Source organism: Rubritalea sp. (assembly GCF_051252225.1).
Lineage (GTDB): Bacteria > Verrucomicrobiota > Verrucomicrobiia > Verrucomicrobiales > Akkermansiaceae > Rubritalea.
On the sequence record NZ_JBPOGE010000002.1, the window covers coordinates 85,448 to 101,915 of the forward strand.

Annotated in this window: 12 protein-coding genes and 1 tRNA gene; 5 read left to right on the plus strand and 8 right to left on the minus strand. The window is 47.0% G+C overall.

Going from position 1 to position 16,468, the window contains the following annotated elements; genetic code table 11:
- Positions 1-8: 8 nt before the first annotated feature.
- From ACSHX2_RS02760 to ACSHX2_RS02770, 3 genes are all read right to left on the minus strand, one after another.
- Positions 9-3,299, minus strand: coding sequence for a hypothetical protein (locus ACSHX2_RS02760; protein ID WP_435690343.1), 3,291 nt, complete (start codon positions 3,297-3,299; stop codon positions 9-11).
- A gap of 398 nt (positions 3,300-3,697) precedes the next feature.
- Positions 3,698-4,411 (minus strand): hypothetical protein, encoded by a 714-nt coding sequence (locus ACSHX2_RS02765; RefSeq protein ID WP_435690345.1) that lies wholly within the window; start codon positions 4,409-4,411, stop codon positions 3,698-3,700.
- A 21-nt stretch (positions 4,412-4,432) separates the two neighbouring features.
- Entirely contained in the window at positions 4,433-7,876 is a 3,444-nt protein-coding gene (locus tag ACSHX2_RS02770; protein WP_435690346.1) for a hypothetical protein, read from the minus strand.
- Between the two features lie 187 nt (positions 7,877-8,063).
- On the opposite strand from ACSHX2_RS02770, the gene ACSHX2_RS02775 reads away from it, so the two are divergent.
- Together ACSHX2_RS02775 and ACSHX2_RS02780 are read left to right on the plus strand one after the other, a co-directional pair.
- On the plus strand, positions 8,064-8,540 hold the full coding sequence (locus ACSHX2_RS02775) for an ecotin (RefSeq protein WP_435690348.1): 477 nt from the start codon (positions 8,064-8,066) through the stop codon (positions 8,538-8,540).
- A gap of 3 nt (positions 8,541-8,543) precedes the next feature.
- Positions 8,544-8,936, plus strand: a complete 393-nt coding sequence (locus tag ACSHX2_RS02780) for a hypothetical protein (RefSeq protein WP_435690350.1) — start codon at positions 8,544-8,546, stop codon at positions 8,934-8,936.
- 21 nt (positions 8,937-8,957) lie between these two features.
- Here ACSHX2_RS02780 and ahr read toward each other — a convergent pair whose 3' ends face one another.
- The 3 genes from ahr to ACSHX2_RS02795 all read right to left on the minus strand — a co-directional run bounded on the left by ahr (position 8,958) and on the right by ACSHX2_RS02795 (position 10,723).
- Positions 8,958-9,956, minus strand: coding sequence for an NADPH-dependent aldehyde reductase Ahr (gene ahr / locus ACSHX2_RS02785; protein WP_435690351.1), 999 nt, complete (start codon positions 9,954-9,956; stop codon positions 8,958-8,960).
- Between the two features lie 212 nt (positions 9,957-10,168).
- Complete coding sequence (rsfS, locus tag ACSHX2_RS02790; protein WP_435690353.1) at positions 10,169-10,522, minus strand: ribosome silencing factor; 354 nt, start codon at positions 10,520-10,522, stop codon at positions 10,169-10,171.
- Between the two features lie 125 nt (positions 10,523-10,647).
- A tRNA-Ala gene (locus ACSHX2_RS02795) sits at positions 10,648-10,723 on the minus strand.
- A gap of 149 nt (positions 10,724-10,872) precedes the next feature.
- On the opposite strand from ACSHX2_RS02795, the gene ACSHX2_RS02800 reads away from it, so the two are divergent.
- From ACSHX2_RS02800 to ACSHX2_RS02810, 3 genes are read left to right on the plus strand one after another with little or no spacing between them, the layout of a single operon-like run.
- The gene (locus ACSHX2_RS02800; protein WP_435690355.1) at positions 10,873-12,057 is read left to right on the plus strand and encodes an acetate/propionate family kinase; all 1,185 of its coding nucleotides are present in this window, start codon (positions 10,873-10,875) and stop codon (positions 12,055-12,057) included.
- 20 nt (positions 12,058-12,077) lie between these two features.
- Positions 12,078-14,174 carry a phosphate acetyltransferase gene (gene pta, locus ACSHX2_RS02805; protein ID WP_435690357.1) on the plus strand — a complete coding sequence of 699 codons (2,097 nt, stop codon included), beginning with the start codon at positions 12,078-12,080 and terminating at the stop codon, positions 14,172-14,174.
- A gap of 3 nt (positions 14,175-14,177) precedes the next feature.
- Entirely contained in the window at positions 14,178-14,867 is a 690-nt protein-coding gene (locus tag ACSHX2_RS02810) for a C40 family peptidase (protein ID WP_435690359.1), read from the plus strand.
- On the opposite strand, the gene ACSHX2_RS02815 is transcribed toward ACSHX2_RS02810, so the two are convergent.
- Together ACSHX2_RS02815 and ACSHX2_RS02820 are read right to left on the minus strand one after the other, a co-directional pair.
- The gene (locus tag ACSHX2_RS02815; RefSeq protein ID WP_435690361.1) at positions 14,800-15,906 is read right to left on the minus strand and encodes a serine hydrolase domain-containing protein; all 1,107 of its coding nucleotides are present in this window, start codon (positions 15,904-15,906) and stop codon (positions 14,800-14,802) included. The two genes, ACSHX2_RS02810 and ACSHX2_RS02815, sit on opposite strands and share 68 nt — an antisense overlap.
- Positions 15,907-15,957: 51 nt before the next feature.
- Positions 15,958-16,422 (minus strand): TPR end-of-group domain-containing protein, encoded by a 465-nt coding sequence (locus ACSHX2_RS02820; protein ID WP_435690363.1) that lies wholly within the window; start codon positions 16,420-16,422, stop codon positions 15,958-15,960.
- Positions 16,423-16,468: the final 46 nt, after the last annotated feature.

Here is a 16,468-nt window from a genome sequence, read left to right on the forward strand (position 1 = left end):
GGTTGAGATTATACTTCATCCGGTGACAACCAACGGAAAGAAATGATAGCAAACTTACGCCCAAAAAATTTATTGGCTTCAGATGTTAGAGTCGCATCACTTGGTAGTACTTTAGATTCGTCAGCTATATCAACATAATCAGCTTGGCGTTGAACAACTGCCTCACACCACGCTTTTGCTAAAATTTTCCCGCTAGCATCTTTACTATCTCCATAAGCTCGTATGGTGAAAGTATCATCCCTAACACTGAGGACCGGCAACAGAGGCCTCAATACATCAGCCTGACGTATCCAGCCAGGGAAACCATAAGCAGAATTGCCAACCGCGGCTAGAGGAAACAAATGGCTATCATCACCTTCTAGTCCCTTTGATTCAGTGATAACATCCGTTATTACTTTGAACGGATTTTCAGACTCAGCACTAGTTGATAAGACGGTTAAAGCTGACTCTACAGCTCCTGACATGGCGAGACTCTCGCTACCACTATCATTAATCAACTGGCGGTTCATAAATTCAGAAAATGACAAGAATGGGCCTCGTTTCTTAACTTGATCAACTATTTGAGTCGCTAGTGCTTCTATTTGACTATCAGTGAGACGCTTGTGCGTTCCGACCACACTGTATTCAGAGGTGCCTGCGTTTGGGTCGCCTGCGATAGTTGTTCGACTTACAGGGTAATCCCCCCCGCCTTCTATGCTCACTGCAGATCCTGACACGTATGGAACTGAACTGTCCCCTTGGTGCTTAAGCAGTGATGTCCATGCCTTTAATGAAGTTGAATTCACATTGAACATTCCTTCCACTTCGATTTTAGAAGCTATGTAATGCCAGATTTCAGGATCTGCTAAGAGATCATCAGCATCTGATGCAGTCAGTCCTGGCGCAGCTTTGTAAGCTTTATTAGCCAAGGATATTTCATCAGAGAGGAACGATTCTAACACATTTTCGAGATTCCGTTCTACGCTAGCAGGATAGGCTGAATAACCGTCTGTTTCTGGCGCAATAGAGGAAACAAACCAGTCATCAAAAAGTAAGTGATTAGAAACATAACTATGGTCGTATGAAACTTGTTCTGATGAGTCATAGTCATTCGACATAACTACTTGATTAGGTGCAATCAAATAACAGGCATGGCTATTACCTATCGGATTTGCAGTATAAGGTGGGACTGGATTATAAGCATTAATATCGAAGCTTTGAAGTTCTCCCATTGAGCTGAGAGGTTTAGTCGGTATTTCGGCAGCGACAATACTCTTCAAACCATCCGAAATATCATAACTATTCCCAATAAAACCATATGGATCACTTTCAGGTATCCCAGCCACAGGAATACCTTCGCCAGAGGACACACCCGAGCTTCCATTAGGATATTTAATGACAAAATCATAGGGAAAAGAATCAACAGTCGTAAGTCCTGAAGACCCATTATAAACACCCTTCAATATTGGTTTTCTGTTTAAATAACCTTTAGCATTGATTAAGTGTTGATTCGTATTATGCAGCTGAAACATTTGAATCAAGAAGGGTGAAGGTCCAGATAGCGCTAAAGCACCCATTTTTTGTGTAGTATTCGCAATCGTTGGCTCCCCCCAATATTCCTCTGCTCCTTCGTAATCGATATCGTATGCAGCTTTCATAACGTCTTTCCCTGTCCACTCATAAGTTTCAAATTTGTATGTCGAAGCACCATTAATACTCGAAAGCTCGACCGTGAACGAGTCCGTAGCACTTCCAGTCAGATTGAGTTTTCTAGAAGAATTATCCGCTGCACCTTCGTAACCTCTCTGCATCGAGTATCTGTTCGTACCCTCCTTAATATTCATACTGTACACTCTAGCCTCACCAGGCTCCCAAACTTCTGAATCAGCAGGGAAGCTAAGTGTAAAGTTTTTAGTACCGGTTAATTCCTTAAGCAATTTGGGACCAATTGAATTATCTCCTACAGAAAATGTCATATTATATGGTATCGCGGTTTTAGTCATTAGCCAAAAACTACTTGTAGCCCCTGACAAGGCCACATTGTAAGGATTCCAATATGTGACGACTGGATTCACATTTACATATGCTCTATATAATTCCCCCTCTGGCTGTGATTCAAGAGAAAGAACCCAATGTATTCTTGCTAAAACAGGTGTCAGATTGACATTATCACGATCACCTTCGCTTTGCGCGAAGGTAGCTACACCTGAAGAATCACCAGCAGATATGTTTTGGTACATAGTAGCATAGTCAACTAATGCCCCCCAGCCATTAGCAGCCCCACCCATGACACCATGATCTGATTCTACTGCCCATGGGTAAATAAGCCCACCAGCTGTCCCTGCATTTTTTTGCGCAGTTGTTTCGACTCCTGGTTCAAGAGTGAAAAAGCGTAAATTGGAAGCAGCTAAATCATCCCATTTCTCAGTCATCAGCGACAGATCCCGTTTCCATCCACCGTTTGCGGTGTTCGTCAATAGCCCTCTAGAATACGCCGTGATATCATGGAAATGTGCTCCGGAAACCTTTACATCTGCAGATTCTGGATAATCGGAATTGGTAACAAGGTCCATGGATTGACGTGAAGATACCTTACTTAATTCTTCATCATCACTAAAACCTAGCTCCTCAGTATTTGGTCGCCCATTCGAGGCCAGTCTTTGACTCCACCCGGTAGTATCGTCAGCATCAGGATCCTCTGGTTTCTTTTTCATCAGAGCCTTCTGATTCTCCCCCTGAATCCACCAAGCATAGGAACCTGTGTCCCCAATTTCTGTGGGCTCAAGATACACCTTGCCATCACTGTTATCCCCGAGCGTTCCTTCAGCCAAGAGGGGTACTGTACTACTTGAGGAATCTATCGATGGTGGACTATCGGCATCATTGTCTTTTTCTGGAGTAGAAACTAACCACCCAAGAAAACGCCCACCGTTAGTAGCATCAATATCGAGATCCCCTTTTTGTAACTTACTATCGTAATCTGGAGCAGTCGGTAAACCAGAGCTATCATGGTCATTCCCTTCCCAAGAGCGCCACACACCAGTCACATAGGGAGAGCCGTTCACCCCTGCCACAGCCTCAGCAGATGCTGTGACCCGCGTATCTGGGCCAGCCATTTTCTGCAAATCACCTAGTGCCAACATCAAGGCCATTCGGGCATTTGCTTTGGCTTGAGCTTGAGGGATCTCATGGTCTGCAGCACGAGTTGTCACTGAAGACAAACTCAGCATACCTATAGCGATCATAACGAGCAATGAGAGTACAGAGATCGTAGCTATGAGCGCAAAACCTTTTGAAAGGCGCTTCTGATAGATTTTCATTTGGGTGAGTGGTTGGAAGTTAAGACGCTGAACCTGTAATACATCACAATGGACATGCATAGCGTAAAAGTATCATTTCTAATCAATTACGCCGAACACTCCAGTGACCAAGTGCAGTAAACACTTCTAAACCCGTGTATATACAATGTAAATCATATTCTTGTACACCCACCAAAACAACCATCACTATCTAGAAGAAAAACACACATTTCCATTCAGAGATCAATCCTGTATTATAGAAACCTTCCTATTACAAGTTAGCTCATCAACCGGCCAGCTATATAGCTTCACTTCACTAGAGTACTCAAATCGTCATTCCGAGCTCGTCCTACACCATTAATGGATGAAAAGACAACAAGTGTGGCTCTACCATCCACCAGACAGATGGACACATGCACTCAAAAATCCCGAATAGGCGCACTGTAATAAGTCGCGTGGTAAGGAGCAGGCTTGGGCAAGATCAAGAAGAGAGTCCTCATCTTATCATTATACGACCACATTTGCTTAATAAACCTTCGGGGTTTATCGTCTCCCTGCACAAGAGCTTGGAGCCTCACAGCATAATCACCATTCTCATCGATTGGCTGCTTAATAACCCGCTTTTCCATTGGCCTGATTTTGAGTTCTTTCTCACCAATCGTTCCAAATACTCGAAGCTCTGAAAAATTAATCACATAGAGACAGCCTGGCCCGAACTGATTATCACTAGCATTGATGGGCACAACCCGGATTGGCATCACGGCATTACTCTTATCCTCAAAAACTAAAAAGAGCACTTTTCCCCACGACTCAGGAACTTTCACCGAGGGTGGTGCTTGGGAGAAGGACCGATCTCTATCCATAGGTTTCGGCAAAAAAGATAGCAGTTGATCACCTTTAGGAATCTTAAAAAACTTTGAGAAATTACTGCGAGGCAGCGGAGTCTTGGCAACCTCTTTATCTCCAGAATAAATGAATGCTTCTGACGGAGATCCTGCTAACGCCTTGAAGTACATAATACTCGCTGAACGACCGCTTGCGTCATTCAGCTGGCCTAGACAAACAGCACATAATAAGCTGCTTAGCACTAAAAAGAGACAATAGTGTTTTTTATCTGTAACTTGCAAGTTCATGGATTTTTATAAGGAGTTCGACTACACTTCATTTTGGTTTAGCCAGCGAAACTGAATTATTTCGTAACACCTTCCCAATGGGTGGGTCGCGTCGGTGGGAAGTGTAAATTTATCATCGTCCTCAACAAATTCGCCAGTACGCTGAACAACAGCCTCGCACCAGGCCTCAGCAAGAACCTTACCCGAAGCATCCTTTGCTGAACCATATGCCCGAATAGTAAAAGTATCATCTCGGGCTGAGAGGATACCACTAATTGGCCTCAACACATCAGCCTGTCGTGTCCAACCTGGATAACCATATGCGGCATTACCTTCCGCAGCTTTAGCGAAAGGGTAAGTCAGAGGATCACCCAGCATATCACTCAAAGAGGCATTCGTTTGAAAAACTTCTTGGATTGACTGGTAAGGATTCTCTTCGGAATCATTCAACAATGATAATGTATTCAGAGCTGACTCCACAGCTCCCGCATTTGCGAGCTCATCATCATTCGTCGTAAGCCTCCGATTAAAAAATTCAGATAATGACAAAAATGGCCCACGCTTTTTGATCTCTGTCACGACCTCTCTTGCGAGTGCTTCGATCTGCACATCAGAAAAACGAGCTGCCTTGGTCAGTACTTCTTCGCGGTTTAAACCTGCACCTTCTTCATCTGACTCAGGAAGAGTACGTGGAAAAGCACTACCATCATTAGAATCAAGGGTGATTTCAGCCTCAACATTACCAGTTAAAGGCTCACGTAGAGACCCCTGTAAAGATAGAGTAGTTGCCTTACCTGAAGCAAAATTCCTCTTTAAAAGCATTGCCCATGCTTTCTCTGAAGTCGAATTGATATTAAACATCCCTTCCACTTCTAACTCGGCAGCAATCCTCTCCCACGCATCATCCCTCGCTATGAAATCTCCAGTATTTTCAGCACCGTCGATTGCTTTATAATAATCATTAGGCAGATCTTCATCTCCATTAAGATGATCCGCATAAACCTGCTCTATCCCCCTAGATTCTGTGGAAGTCCAATCAGATAGATCCGGAGCCACAGTAGAGACAAACCAGTCATCTAGCATAATATGGTTAAATACATAGCTGTGATCGAAGCCCGTTTTATCCGTTGGTGACGGCACCATGACTTGATCACTCTGAATAAATGGGCTGGCTCTGCTATTCCCGAGAGCATTAAGGGTAAATGGAGCATTAGAATTACAAGCATTCACATTAAAATGCTGCAGATCTCCTATGCTTCGTAATGGCTTTGTGGGTATCTCAAGAAGAACTAAATTTGATAGACCATCAGATGAGCCATAGCCAGTTCCCATATAACCTTCAAATTCATCATCTAACCCGCCAGGCATACCTGGATCACCCGCTGAGTTTACAGCAAAATACTGGATATCATACGGAAATGGATCCATCCGTTGTCCAGTGAGTGCCCCATCATGATCTGTCATATAGCCTATTGCAGGATTCATATTATGGACACCATTCACCACAACATCATCCAGATCATTGAGATCACGAGAAAAACGTAAGCCTGTCAGCACACAAACAAAGGGTTTGGACGTCGTCGATAAACTATCAAGTGATGGCAATGCTACTCCCTCTTCAGAAATAGTAAGAGTCAAAGACTCTCCTATGAACTTCTTAGCTTCTGCAAGTGTGGGTATGAGATTCTGGATATTATTAGTGGAATTACCTGCCTCCTTATCCCCCCGAAGGTTCGTAAAATACAATCCCCAGCCAATCACACTAACATTAGGACCGTCGAATTTTTTAGTCACATTAGCCGCGGTGACCGTAAATGTATTTCCTTTATCCATTGCCGGAAGACTGAACACTGGATAGCGAAGTCCCGCACTATTTCGATAACCCGCAGCAAAGGTGACAGTCGAAGAACCTCTATTTTGACGGCTTCGATCTACGACATTGGGGTTCTGTGGAGTAAATACCCTCACCTCGCCAGGGAGCCAGACAGGTGGAGAATTTAATGGAATTTGAGCTTTTATAGAACTAACCCCACTCCTCGCGACAATGGACCCAAGACTCTGAGTCGCAGCAGCTGTCCCCGCCTCAAATGTGAAATTAAAGGGATTAGCCTGTCTGAACTCAGACGTCATGTTTTGATGAGAACTCATATCTAAAGCCACATTGTAGGGATTCCAAAGAGTCACTACAGGATTAAGAACGATACAGGGTAGGTACATATCCGAGCCCGTTGTTTCCTCTCTAGCACTCAATGAAAGTACATAATGAATCCGTGAAATGACAGGAATCCGCTGTACTTCATCTTTCCACTTGGAATGCGTTCGATTGGTTACCTCTAGCATTTCCACTAATGGAGCCCCAGCGCTCTTAATATCTTTATATTGTGTCGCGAAATCAGCTAGAGCTGACCAACTCACAGAGTTTTGAAATTCCGAAAGATTAGGTGAATTCAAAGACCACGGGTACAGGATATTCCCAGCAGGGAAAACCTCTCCGGGGCTGAGCGTGAACGATGGAAAAACTGAAGAAATTTGTGGCAGACCACCAGACCCGCCACCTTCATAAAACTCAGAAAAGATCGACAAATCTCTCTTCCATCCACCATTAGCAACATTGACTAATAAACCCTTCGAATGGACGCTTATGTCATGGAAAAATTCTGATGATTGATCACCAGACGAATTTACTGCGTCTTCTAGTAAGTCTAGAGTGGCCCGCGTACTCGCCTTCTCAATCAAAGCGTGCGAGTTGCTTGCTGTGATGATCGTCGCATCTTCTCCCACTTTAAATGCATCTCCACTAGGGCCGGGAGAAACAGCCACCTGCTCGGCAACAGCCATGAGATCATCATTTGGAGATATTGATGGTTTCAATCTAGCCTTCGTATTCTCCCCCTGAACCCACCAAGCATAGGCTCCTTGTCCACCATCATTCCTAATTGCAGTAGGAACGATGTGCACCTCTTCATCACTATCACTGGGAAGTGACCCTTCAGACAATAAGGCAACTGTGGAGTTTGACTTCTCTAGAGATGGCGAACTAGTTGGATCAGTTAAAACTTGGCTCTCATCAGAAATCAGCCACTTTAGGAAACGACCACCATCGTCTTCATTTTTCTCTTTAATTGTATAGTCAGGAACTGTCGGAAGCCCTGCAGTCGAGGATCCTCCATCACTATCGTGATCCAATCCCTCCCATGAACGCCACACACCTGTGAGCTGTCTTGGAAAACTATCTTCGACCACATCTGCTGGCGCCGTGATCCGTGTATCTGGCCCGGTCGTTTTTTGGAGCTCGCCCAGAGCCATCATCAAGGCCATGCGCGCATTCGCCTTAGCTTGCTCACTCGGAATCTCGTAGTCGACTGAGCGTTTCGTAACAGTGGAGAGCGAAAGCATCCCAATAGCGATCATCACCAACAGCGAAAGCACTGAGATAGTTGCAATCAGCGCGAATCCTTTAGAAACTGTTTTAGAGTGAACTTTCATAATGCCCCATAGATAGAATGTCATTACATTGTAAACTCACCTGGTAATTAGTCATCATAGAAATGACTAACGCACCCACGTAATAATATGCAAAATACACATCCCCCCTGATTTAAGAACACGACCCATTGAACTTGATACATCTAACGTAACCACTACAAATACAGACCTGACTACTACTAACCCCATGAAAAACCATTACTTTTTCACACTTAGCCTATTCCTATTAAGCACATTTTTCACTATAGCTGCGGACAACATGAAGGCATTTCCTCCCGCTGAAAAAGGCATGCTCCGCTACGTACTAGAGCTACCTAAAGAGGAAGATGAAAATGCACTCAAACTAGAACTCATTGTCGGTAAGAAAGTCCTCATCGATAAAAATAACTCCTACTTCTTCAGCGGAAAAATCAAAAAAGCAACGATCCAAGGATGGGGCTTCCCACGTTACATGGTTACTGAGCTCGGATCAATGGCTGGCACTCTAATGGCTGTGGATCCTAACGCCCCAAAAGTAGAGCGCTTCATTCGTCTTGGAGGTGAGCCCTACCTCATCCATTATAACAGCCGCTTGCCTGTAGTTGTTTATGTGCCAGAAGGTGCGGAAGTTCATTACAGGATTTGGAAAGCGGCTGAACAGAAAGCCATGCAAGCAACGCAATAGAGCATGAGTCGACTATACATCGCTAGCACAGCTCTAGCCACCTTGCTGCTATTTAGTGGATATAACGAGGCCAGTGAAAATCCCGATACCTCAAAAGCAACCAAAGTGGAGCTCGATCTCACCCAGCTAGACGAAAACGGCTTGCGAGGTCCAGCCAACGGCAAAGTGGCTGTCTCCTATGAATTTGCAATTCCCAACACCCCTGAAAACAGAAAAGAAGTCAGGAAAATCGACTCCACGATCCAGTTCATGGATGGCTCAAAGGGACGTATTCAGGCGGGTGACGGGGAGACACTTTGCATCGGCTCAACCCACCAGCAGAACTACCGTGCAGTTCTACTGAAGCTCAGCGCTTTACCGTATGTCGCACGCATCATCGAGTGTCATTTCGAATGATGCGGCCACTTGAGAGATTTGTTACTTCTTCAGCACAATGCGGTAATGCGCCTTACCATCACGTAAATGCTGAATCGCCTCATTCACGTTCTCCATCGGAAACTCCTCTACGATTGGTTCGATTTTATGCAATTTAGCAAAGTCTAACATCTCCGCAATGGTCTGTGGCGCCCCAACTGGTGAGCCAGAAATCTGGCGCTGCTGGCCGATCAAACCCATCGCGCCTATATCCAGAGGCTCCAGCGTCGCACCGACGAAGTGTAAGCGCCCTTTAGGAGCCAAGCTGTTTAGATAAAGATTCCAGTCGAGCTTCACATTCACAGTAGTCAGGATCAGATCGAATGTCCCCGCTGCAGCTTTCAGAGCATCTTCGTCACGCGAGTTAAGAGTCGCATGGGCTCCAAGCTCAAATGCTTCATCACGCTTTTTCTCACTTGTCGTAAATGCGGTAACCTCGCAGCCCCAGGCATTCAGAAACTGCACTGCCATATGGCCTAAACCACCAATCCCCACAACTCCCACCTTCGCAGTCGGTTTAACATCAAACTGAACTAATGGATTAAACACCGTGATTCCTCCGCAAAACAGAGGCCCAGCTTTCGCAAGATCGACCCCCTCAGGGATGGCAACCACCGCAGTAGCAGAAGCTCGCACTTTATCAGCGAAACCTCCTCGGTTCACAATGGTCGGTAATCCCTCGGCACAGAGGTTTTCATCACCAGAATGACAACATGCACAGTGCCCACAATAAGCAGCATGCCAACCTAAGCCAACAGCTTCCCCCACCGCGAGGCCTACGACATCTTCACCGACTTGCGCCACCTTCCCTACCACCTCATGACCTGGCACTAGAGGATAGGATGACATCCCCCACTCATTATCAATCATACTGAGATCACTGTGGCAAATTCCACAATACAGCACATCAATCTCCACTTCGTCTTTACCAAGAGTCCCTGGATCGTATTGAAACGGCTCAAGCATACCCCCAACTTCTTTCGCAGCATAAGTATTTATCATAACGTCATACACATACACCAAGTCTGCCCACTCTGCTAGAACTCTCCACCATCTCGAGAAAAACGACCTACTCAAGCCAACCTTATTCACCTATGATTCCATAGGTATAATAAGCTCACACCCGAAAACGACTAAAGGCTCGCAAAATTTGCGAGCCGAAAAAAACCTCTAGCACACACTTCTTCCAAGCGTGTGCTCAGTTATAAAAAACGCTACTTAGACCACTCCACCTCTTTGGCGTCTCCCCAGAGACTTTCAAGATCGTAGTTAGCGCGAGATTCTTCGCTCATCACGTGAACCATCACGTCAAAGTAATCGAGCACTACCCAGCTAGTCTCTGCGCGACCTTCACCACTGTAGGGCTTAACACCGTATTTTTCTAATACGATTACTTCAGTATCACGCATCAATGCCTTAAGATGTGGCATCGAATTACCGGTGCAAACCACGATGAAATCACAAAGCGAAGAAAGCCCCGTCACATCGAGGACGCGAATGTCTTCTGCTTTATTGTCGTCTGCTGCGTGTGCGCATGCAATTGCAAGTTCCTTGCCTTCTATTTTCATCAATTTATGTTTACTCGTTCTCGTCACTTCTTAGGGCAAAAAAAAAGCCCCTTGTGGGCTATTCTTTATCATTCAGTAGCATGTTCTACCAGAATGAAAAAACCATCCCTTCCGTAGAAGATGGATGGTGGAGCATAACGGAATCGAACCGTTGACCTTCTGCATGCCATGCAGACGCTCTACCAATTGAGCTAATGCCCCGTTAATCCTTCGAGTGCGGCAGGGATTTACCCTCAGCCGCTCGCGCTGGCAAGCTCTTTTTTTATCTCCAAACTCTCGCTCGAAAGCTTACACACCTGTAAGCGAGATTCTGTTGCAATTCTTCACGTTTCATTTCTACTCGATTTGTCATGATCATTTTAGCGTTAAATGCCGGGAGCTCATCCTTGAAATTTGCAGTGTGTTGCACTGATTCTAAAACCTTAAAAATGGAAGGAATCGTCGAGAAAATAGGCACTCCAGACATCTTCGGCGAGCTTAAGATGAATGGTTCGAAGTTCCCACTCGATATTCAGGGCGAAGATCACCAAGCAGCCATTCAAGTAGTCCTCAGCACCCTCGAGCACGAGCTCAAACAGTCAGAGCAAAGCATCGAAGCCATTGGTCACCGCGTCGTCCATGGTGCAGATATTTTTCACTCCGCCACCCTCATTGACACGTCAGTCATTGCGTCCATAGAGCAGCTTTCACCGCTTGCCCCATTGCATAACCCGGCAAACCTTGCGGTCATTAAAGCTGCTACCGCACTCTACCCCACACTCCCACAAGTAGCAGTGTTCGACACAGCCTTCCACCAGAGCATGCCAGAAAAGGCCTATCGATACGCCGTCCCAAGCACTTGGTTCAATGACTATAAAGTACGCAAGTATGGTTTCCATGGCACCAGCCATTCCTATGTATCTAGCGAAGCAATTCGTCGCTTCGGGCTTTGCCCAGAAACCTCTAACATCATCGTTGCACACCTTGGAAATGGAGCCAGTGCAACAGCTATCAGAGGAGGTATCAGCCTCGACACGACTATGGGAATCAGCCCGCTCGACGGCCTAGTCATGGGAACCCGAAGCGGCACAGTAGACCCCAGCCTCCACTCCTACCTTAAAAATGCAGCAGGTCTCTCAGTAGAAGAAGTCACCGACACGCTCACAAAACGCTCTGGAATGCTGGCACTCTCTGAAGCCAGCTCAGACATGCGTGACATCTGGTCCAAGCACGACCAAGGAGACACTAAGGCGCAAATAGCCATGGAAGTTTACAGTTACCGACTCGCCAAGGAAGTCCTCGGACTTCTCGCCGCCTTCCCATCCAAAGTCGACGCACTCCTCTTTACTGGCGGCATTGGAGAAAACGACAGACGTGTCCGCGCAGGTCTACTAGAATCGCTCACTTGGATAGGTTTCGAGATAGATCATGAACTCAATCAAAAAGGTGGCGACGACAAGGGCATAATCACCAAATCAATGGCCCCGTTTGCAGCGGTCATCGAAACCCAAGAAGAACTCGAAATCGCCCTCCAGACTGAAGCCCTCTGCCAGTAAACTTAGCAACCTAGATTCCCATGAAACACATTTTCCTCACCATCCCAATCGGCAGCGAACCAGGATTAACCTCTGCCAGCATCGGCCTAGTCCGCACCTTTGACCGTCTCGGTGTGAAGGTAAGCTACTATAAGCCTTTCTCTCAGTCACACGACTCCCGTCAGGAAGACCCTGCTCCTCGTTATATACAGGAAGTCACGACTCACGTCCCACCGACTCCCATCCCCGCCTCTACATGGAGCCGAGCCATCGAACAGCAACACATAGAAGGCCTACTGCAAGACATCATCGAAAACGTCAACACCCTGATGGAGGACCATGATGTACTCATCATAGAAGGCCTCATTGCCCAGGCGGAACTTTCCAGCGTATTAGAAATAAATGCCTTATTAGCGCGCGCGCTTAATGCGGAAACCATCCTTGTAGTCAAACAGCGCGACCAGACACACAGCGAGCTCAAGGAAGTACTCGACCGCGAAGTCAACTCGCTTTCCCTTCCTCACAAAAATGCCAAACCTGCAGTGATCATAAACAGGTACAAGCAAGCCGAGGACACCAGCAAGCTCACACAAAAAGAAGAATTTCAAAAGCTCAAGTCGACATTCAGTTCACCAAACTACGATTTGGTTGGCGCAGTCCCTGACACCCCGGCTATGGCAGCCATGCGTATGAAAGACTTCCTACACGCCACGCAAGCCACAGTCCTTCATGCAGGTGACCTAGAGAACCGGCGCATTGTCAATTTTAGCCTCTGCGCACGCCAAGTTGAAAACCTGTTAGGAGCTTTCCGCCACGGCTCTCTCATTGTTACCCCTGCGGATCGGAGTGACGTCATTGCCGCAGTGGCGCTTGCCGCCTCAAAAGGAATTCAGCTTGCCGGGCTGGTTCTCACTGGAAACACGGAAGTAAATCCAGACATCTATGAATTTTGCCAACACGCATTCAGTAACGATGGCGGACTACCAGTAGTAAGGATTCCCTCCAGCTCATTTGAAGCGACTACAGCATTCCTAGCTCTCAACACAGAAGTCCCGATCAATGACACTGCGCGCATTAATCTCGTAATGGATACAGTAGCGCGCGGAATGGATTCCGACTGGCTCCGTAAACGTTGCTCAGAATCGATCCAAAAACGTCTATCCCCAGTTGCATTTAAGCACCGCCTCTCACGACTTGCCGCTAAAGCCAAGCAGAGAATTCTTCTACCAGAAGGTGAAGAACCGAGAACTATCGAAGCGGCAATCGAATGCTCTCGTCGCAAAATCGCACGCTGCGTGCTAATCGGCGACCCATTGATCATCGGCAATAAAATCGAATCATTACTCGGTTCGGTCGGGGATTACCTTGAAATTATTGATCCAGCTCAAGTCCGCGACCATTACATAGAGCCACTCGTTGAGTTGAGAAAACATAAAGGAGTCACCGTATCGGCCGCTAAAGATGCCCTGCTAGATAACATCACCCTCGCAACCATGATGGTGACCCTAGGAGAAGCAGACGGACTCGTCTCAGGCGCGACCCACAGTACAGCCCACACCATTAGGCCTGCTCTCAGCCTCATCAAAACAGCTCCCGGCACAACTCTCGTCTCGTCCATCTTCTTCATGTGCCTGCCCGATCAGGTCCTCATTTATGGTGACTGCGCAGTAAACCCGAACCCAAATGCGGAGCAACTCGCCGACATCGCACTACAAAGCGCTGCCTCCGCCATCGCATTTGGTATCGAACCTAGAGTCGCAATGATCAGCTATTCCACTCTCGGCTCTGGATCAGGATCTGATGTCGAAAAAGTGACGGAAGCCACTCGCCTGGCTAAAGAGCGCATGCCCGAACTCATCATTGACGGGCCACTCCAATACGATGCCGCCACTAATGCCTCAGTAGCAGCAACCAAAGCCCCTAACAGCCCTGTCGCCGGCAATGCCAACGTCTTCATTTTCCCTGACCTCAACACCGGCAACACCACCTATAAGGCTGTCCAGCGTTCCGCTAAATGCGATTCAATCGGCCCGATGCTTCAGGGTTTAAACAGACCAGTAAACGACCTCAGTCGTGGCACCTCAGTAGAAGACATCATTTACACCATTGCTCTCACAGCCATTCAAGCGACTCAGTAAATCATGAAGTCCCTATTACTAATAGCCCTACTTCCGCTCCTCAGTCTGCAGACTATTCTAGCTGAGGGTATCCAACCTGCATCACTCGAGTACGCCACCCTCCAGCTTCCCGAGCAGCTAGCACCCGAGCGGGAGAACTTACTTAAGAAAGGGCTCGAGCTTTCAAGAGAATACGGCTGGCTCCGCTATATCTTCGGCTCAGCAGATCCGAAGCAAGGTGGTTTTGACTGCTCCGGCGCGCTATATTTTCTCCTACGCCAATGCGATCTCGACCCACCAAGAAGTTCCAGCCAACAATACATCTGGGTACGAGAAAACAGCACATTCACTGAAGCCGGAAAATCTATCACTAGCTTCGAAGACCCTATCTTTAAAAACCTTCTACCTGGCGACTTATTGTTTTGGTCTGGCACCTACACCCCAACCGACCACAGAAAAACCAAAGTAACTCACGCTGCAATCTATGCAGGGAAGGACGCCAACGGCACCCGCATCATGCTCAACTCTAGCGATGGCAGAAGCTACTTGCGAAAGAAGCAATCCGGATACGGCGTATTTGAATTCCGACTTCCTAGTGCGACTTCCTCCTCCACCTTTGTTGGTTTCGGCACACCTCCGGGCCTGATTAAAGCTCCTGAATCAGACTCGAACTCTTCGCCCCAGGAAGAACAGAAAGATCCATCTGATTCATAATATAGGCAAAGGAAATACCAGTATCCGGATCGCCAAAAGCGTGACTCCCTCCAGCACCTGGATGACCAAAGGCATGCATCCCTTTCCCATAATTCTGGCGGATTTTCTCACCGTTCTCATCAAGCGGGTCCAGCTGAAATCCACAACTAAATCGCGTTGGTGTCATTAAGATACGATCATCTCCCATCACCACTGGAGTCCTCATCCACCCTAACACATCCTCAGAGAAAAACGGGATCGCACCAATCGCGGCTTGGTAAAATTTTGCTAAGCCCTGCGCCGTGCCCACTCCACCCATCGAGGGCAAGCCAGACTGCCACGCCACAGGTTTATTCATTTCCTGCACTCCCTGCAGCCCACTTGGCGATGAAAATGCCTGCCGAACCAGAGTACCTTGTCGGTTAAATTCTTTGTAGAAACCACTCTCCAGATCACTCTTCTCCATTTTCCCTGGGTACAGAGTAGCGACTCGATCAAACTCGCTTTCAGGCAAGCCTATCCACAGTTCTAAATCTAAAGGCTCCGCTATCCTTTCACGAAACACCTCACCGAGCCGCTGCCCAGTGAGCATCCTAACTGGTTCCTCTAGCAAAAAACCAAATGTCCTAGGGTGATAGCCATGACCGTCTCCGAGATCCCAGTTTGGCTCTTGCGTCTCGATCGCAGCGATTACAGCATCGTAGTCGAACACACTCGCTTTTTGATCGAGCGCCGCCAGCCCACATTGATGACTCATGAGCTCAGCAAAAGTAGCGGAACTATCTGGAAAATTCGCCCATACTCGGCAAACAAGATCCTCAGGTGTCAGACCATTCTCGTCTAATAACATTAACAGAGTCGCTGACGCCAGCGCCTTTGTAGCCGAGTAAAACGGCACTATCGTTTCAGCCGTCCACGGCTTCACATGCTCGCGCTCGCACCAGCCACTTGCCAAATTAAGCACCTCTTCGCCATCCTTCCACACCGACACGGAAGCACCTAGCTCTCCACGTTCCTCAAAATTCTTCCAAAAAGTCTGCTTTAGGTCGTCTAACTGCATAGACACAAGCAAGCGATTGTCTGACTAAGTAGCAACTCGAAAAACGGGAGATTACTCCAGCTTCAAGCCAGCTAAGTCCTTATCATTTTTTGCAGTCTCACGCAGACTTGAATCTAAACCGAATGCTTGTCGCAGGTGCCTTTGAGCTTCTTCAGGATCTCCTAATACAGCGGAGTAACACCCCATATTATAATGAAAAAGGGCGTCTTTCATTAGAGATTTTGGGCCACTCATTAGAAAACTCTTCGCAGCCAAGGTATCTCCAGTCTCATGTAAGCAGTACCCTGCATGAAGATAGTATGATTTTTTATTCGGCTTAAGCCTGCAAAGCGCCTGCGCAATATCTACGCCACGATTCCAGTGCTGCTGCATCATCTCCGCAGCTAATTCTAACTCGGCTGCATGTTGCCCCAGCCTGACCTTTTGAGGTAGACTAGAGAGCTCATCCATCGCCTCCTTAGGCATTTCTAGCTGCAAGTATCCTTCCGCAGCACTTAGGCTTCTATCCGCTTCCATATCTACCGTGAGTCTAACACCGACTATACGCTATGAGCAATCAGAG

What these genes read in the sequence shown, in the direction of transcription:
- pta (WP_435690357.1), top strand. Translation starts at nt 12,078, where the DNA reads ATGAAACACATTTTCCTCACCATCCCAATCGGCAGCGAACCAGGATTA.
- ACSHX2_RS02800 (WP_435690355.1), top strand. Translation starts at nt 10,873, where the DNA reads ATGATCATTTTAGCGTTAAATGCCGGGAGCTCATCCTTGAAATTTGCA.
- ACSHX2_RS02760 (WP_435690343.1), bottom strand. Translation starts at nt 3,299, where the DNA reads ATGAAAATCTATCAGAAGCGCCTTTCAAAAGGTTTTGCGCTCATAGCT.
- ACSHX2_RS02775 (WP_435690348.1), top strand. Translation starts at nt 8,064, where the DNA reads ATGAAAAACCATTACTTTTTCACACTTAGCCTATTCCTATTAAGCACA.
- ACSHX2_RS02770 (WP_435690346.1), bottom strand. Translation starts at nt 7,876, where the DNA reads ATGAAAGTTCACTCTAAAACAGTTTCTAAAGGATTCGCGCTGATTGCA.
- rsfS (WP_435690353.1), bottom strand. Translation starts at nt 10,522, where the DNA reads ATGAAAATAGAAGGCAAGGAACTTGCAATTGCATGCGCACACGCAGCA.
- ahr (WP_435690351.1), bottom strand. Translation starts at nt 9,956, where the DNA reads ATGATAAATACTTATGCTGCGAAAGAAGTTGGGGGTATGCTTGAGCCG.
- ACSHX2_RS02810 (WP_435690359.1), top strand. Translation starts at nt 14,178, where the DNA reads ATGAAGTCCCTATTACTAATAGCCCTACTTCCGCTCCTCAGTCTGCAG.
- ACSHX2_RS02820 (WP_435690363.1), bottom strand. Translation starts at nt 16,422, where the DNA reads ATGGAAGCGGATAGAAGCCTAAGTGCTGCGGAAGGATACTTGCAGCTA.
- ACSHX2_RS02780 (WP_435690350.1), top strand. Translation starts at nt 8,544, where the DNA reads ATGAGTCGACTATACATCGCTAGCACAGCTCTAGCCACCTTGCTGCTA.
- ACSHX2_RS02815 (WP_435690361.1), bottom strand. Translation starts at nt 15,906, where the DNA reads ATGCAGTTAGACGACCTAAAGCAGACTTTTTGGAAGAATTTTGAGGAA.
- ACSHX2_RS02765 (WP_435690345.1), bottom strand. Translation starts at nt 4,411, where the DNA reads ATGAACTTGCAAGTTACAGATAAAAAACACTATTGTCTCTTTTTAGTG.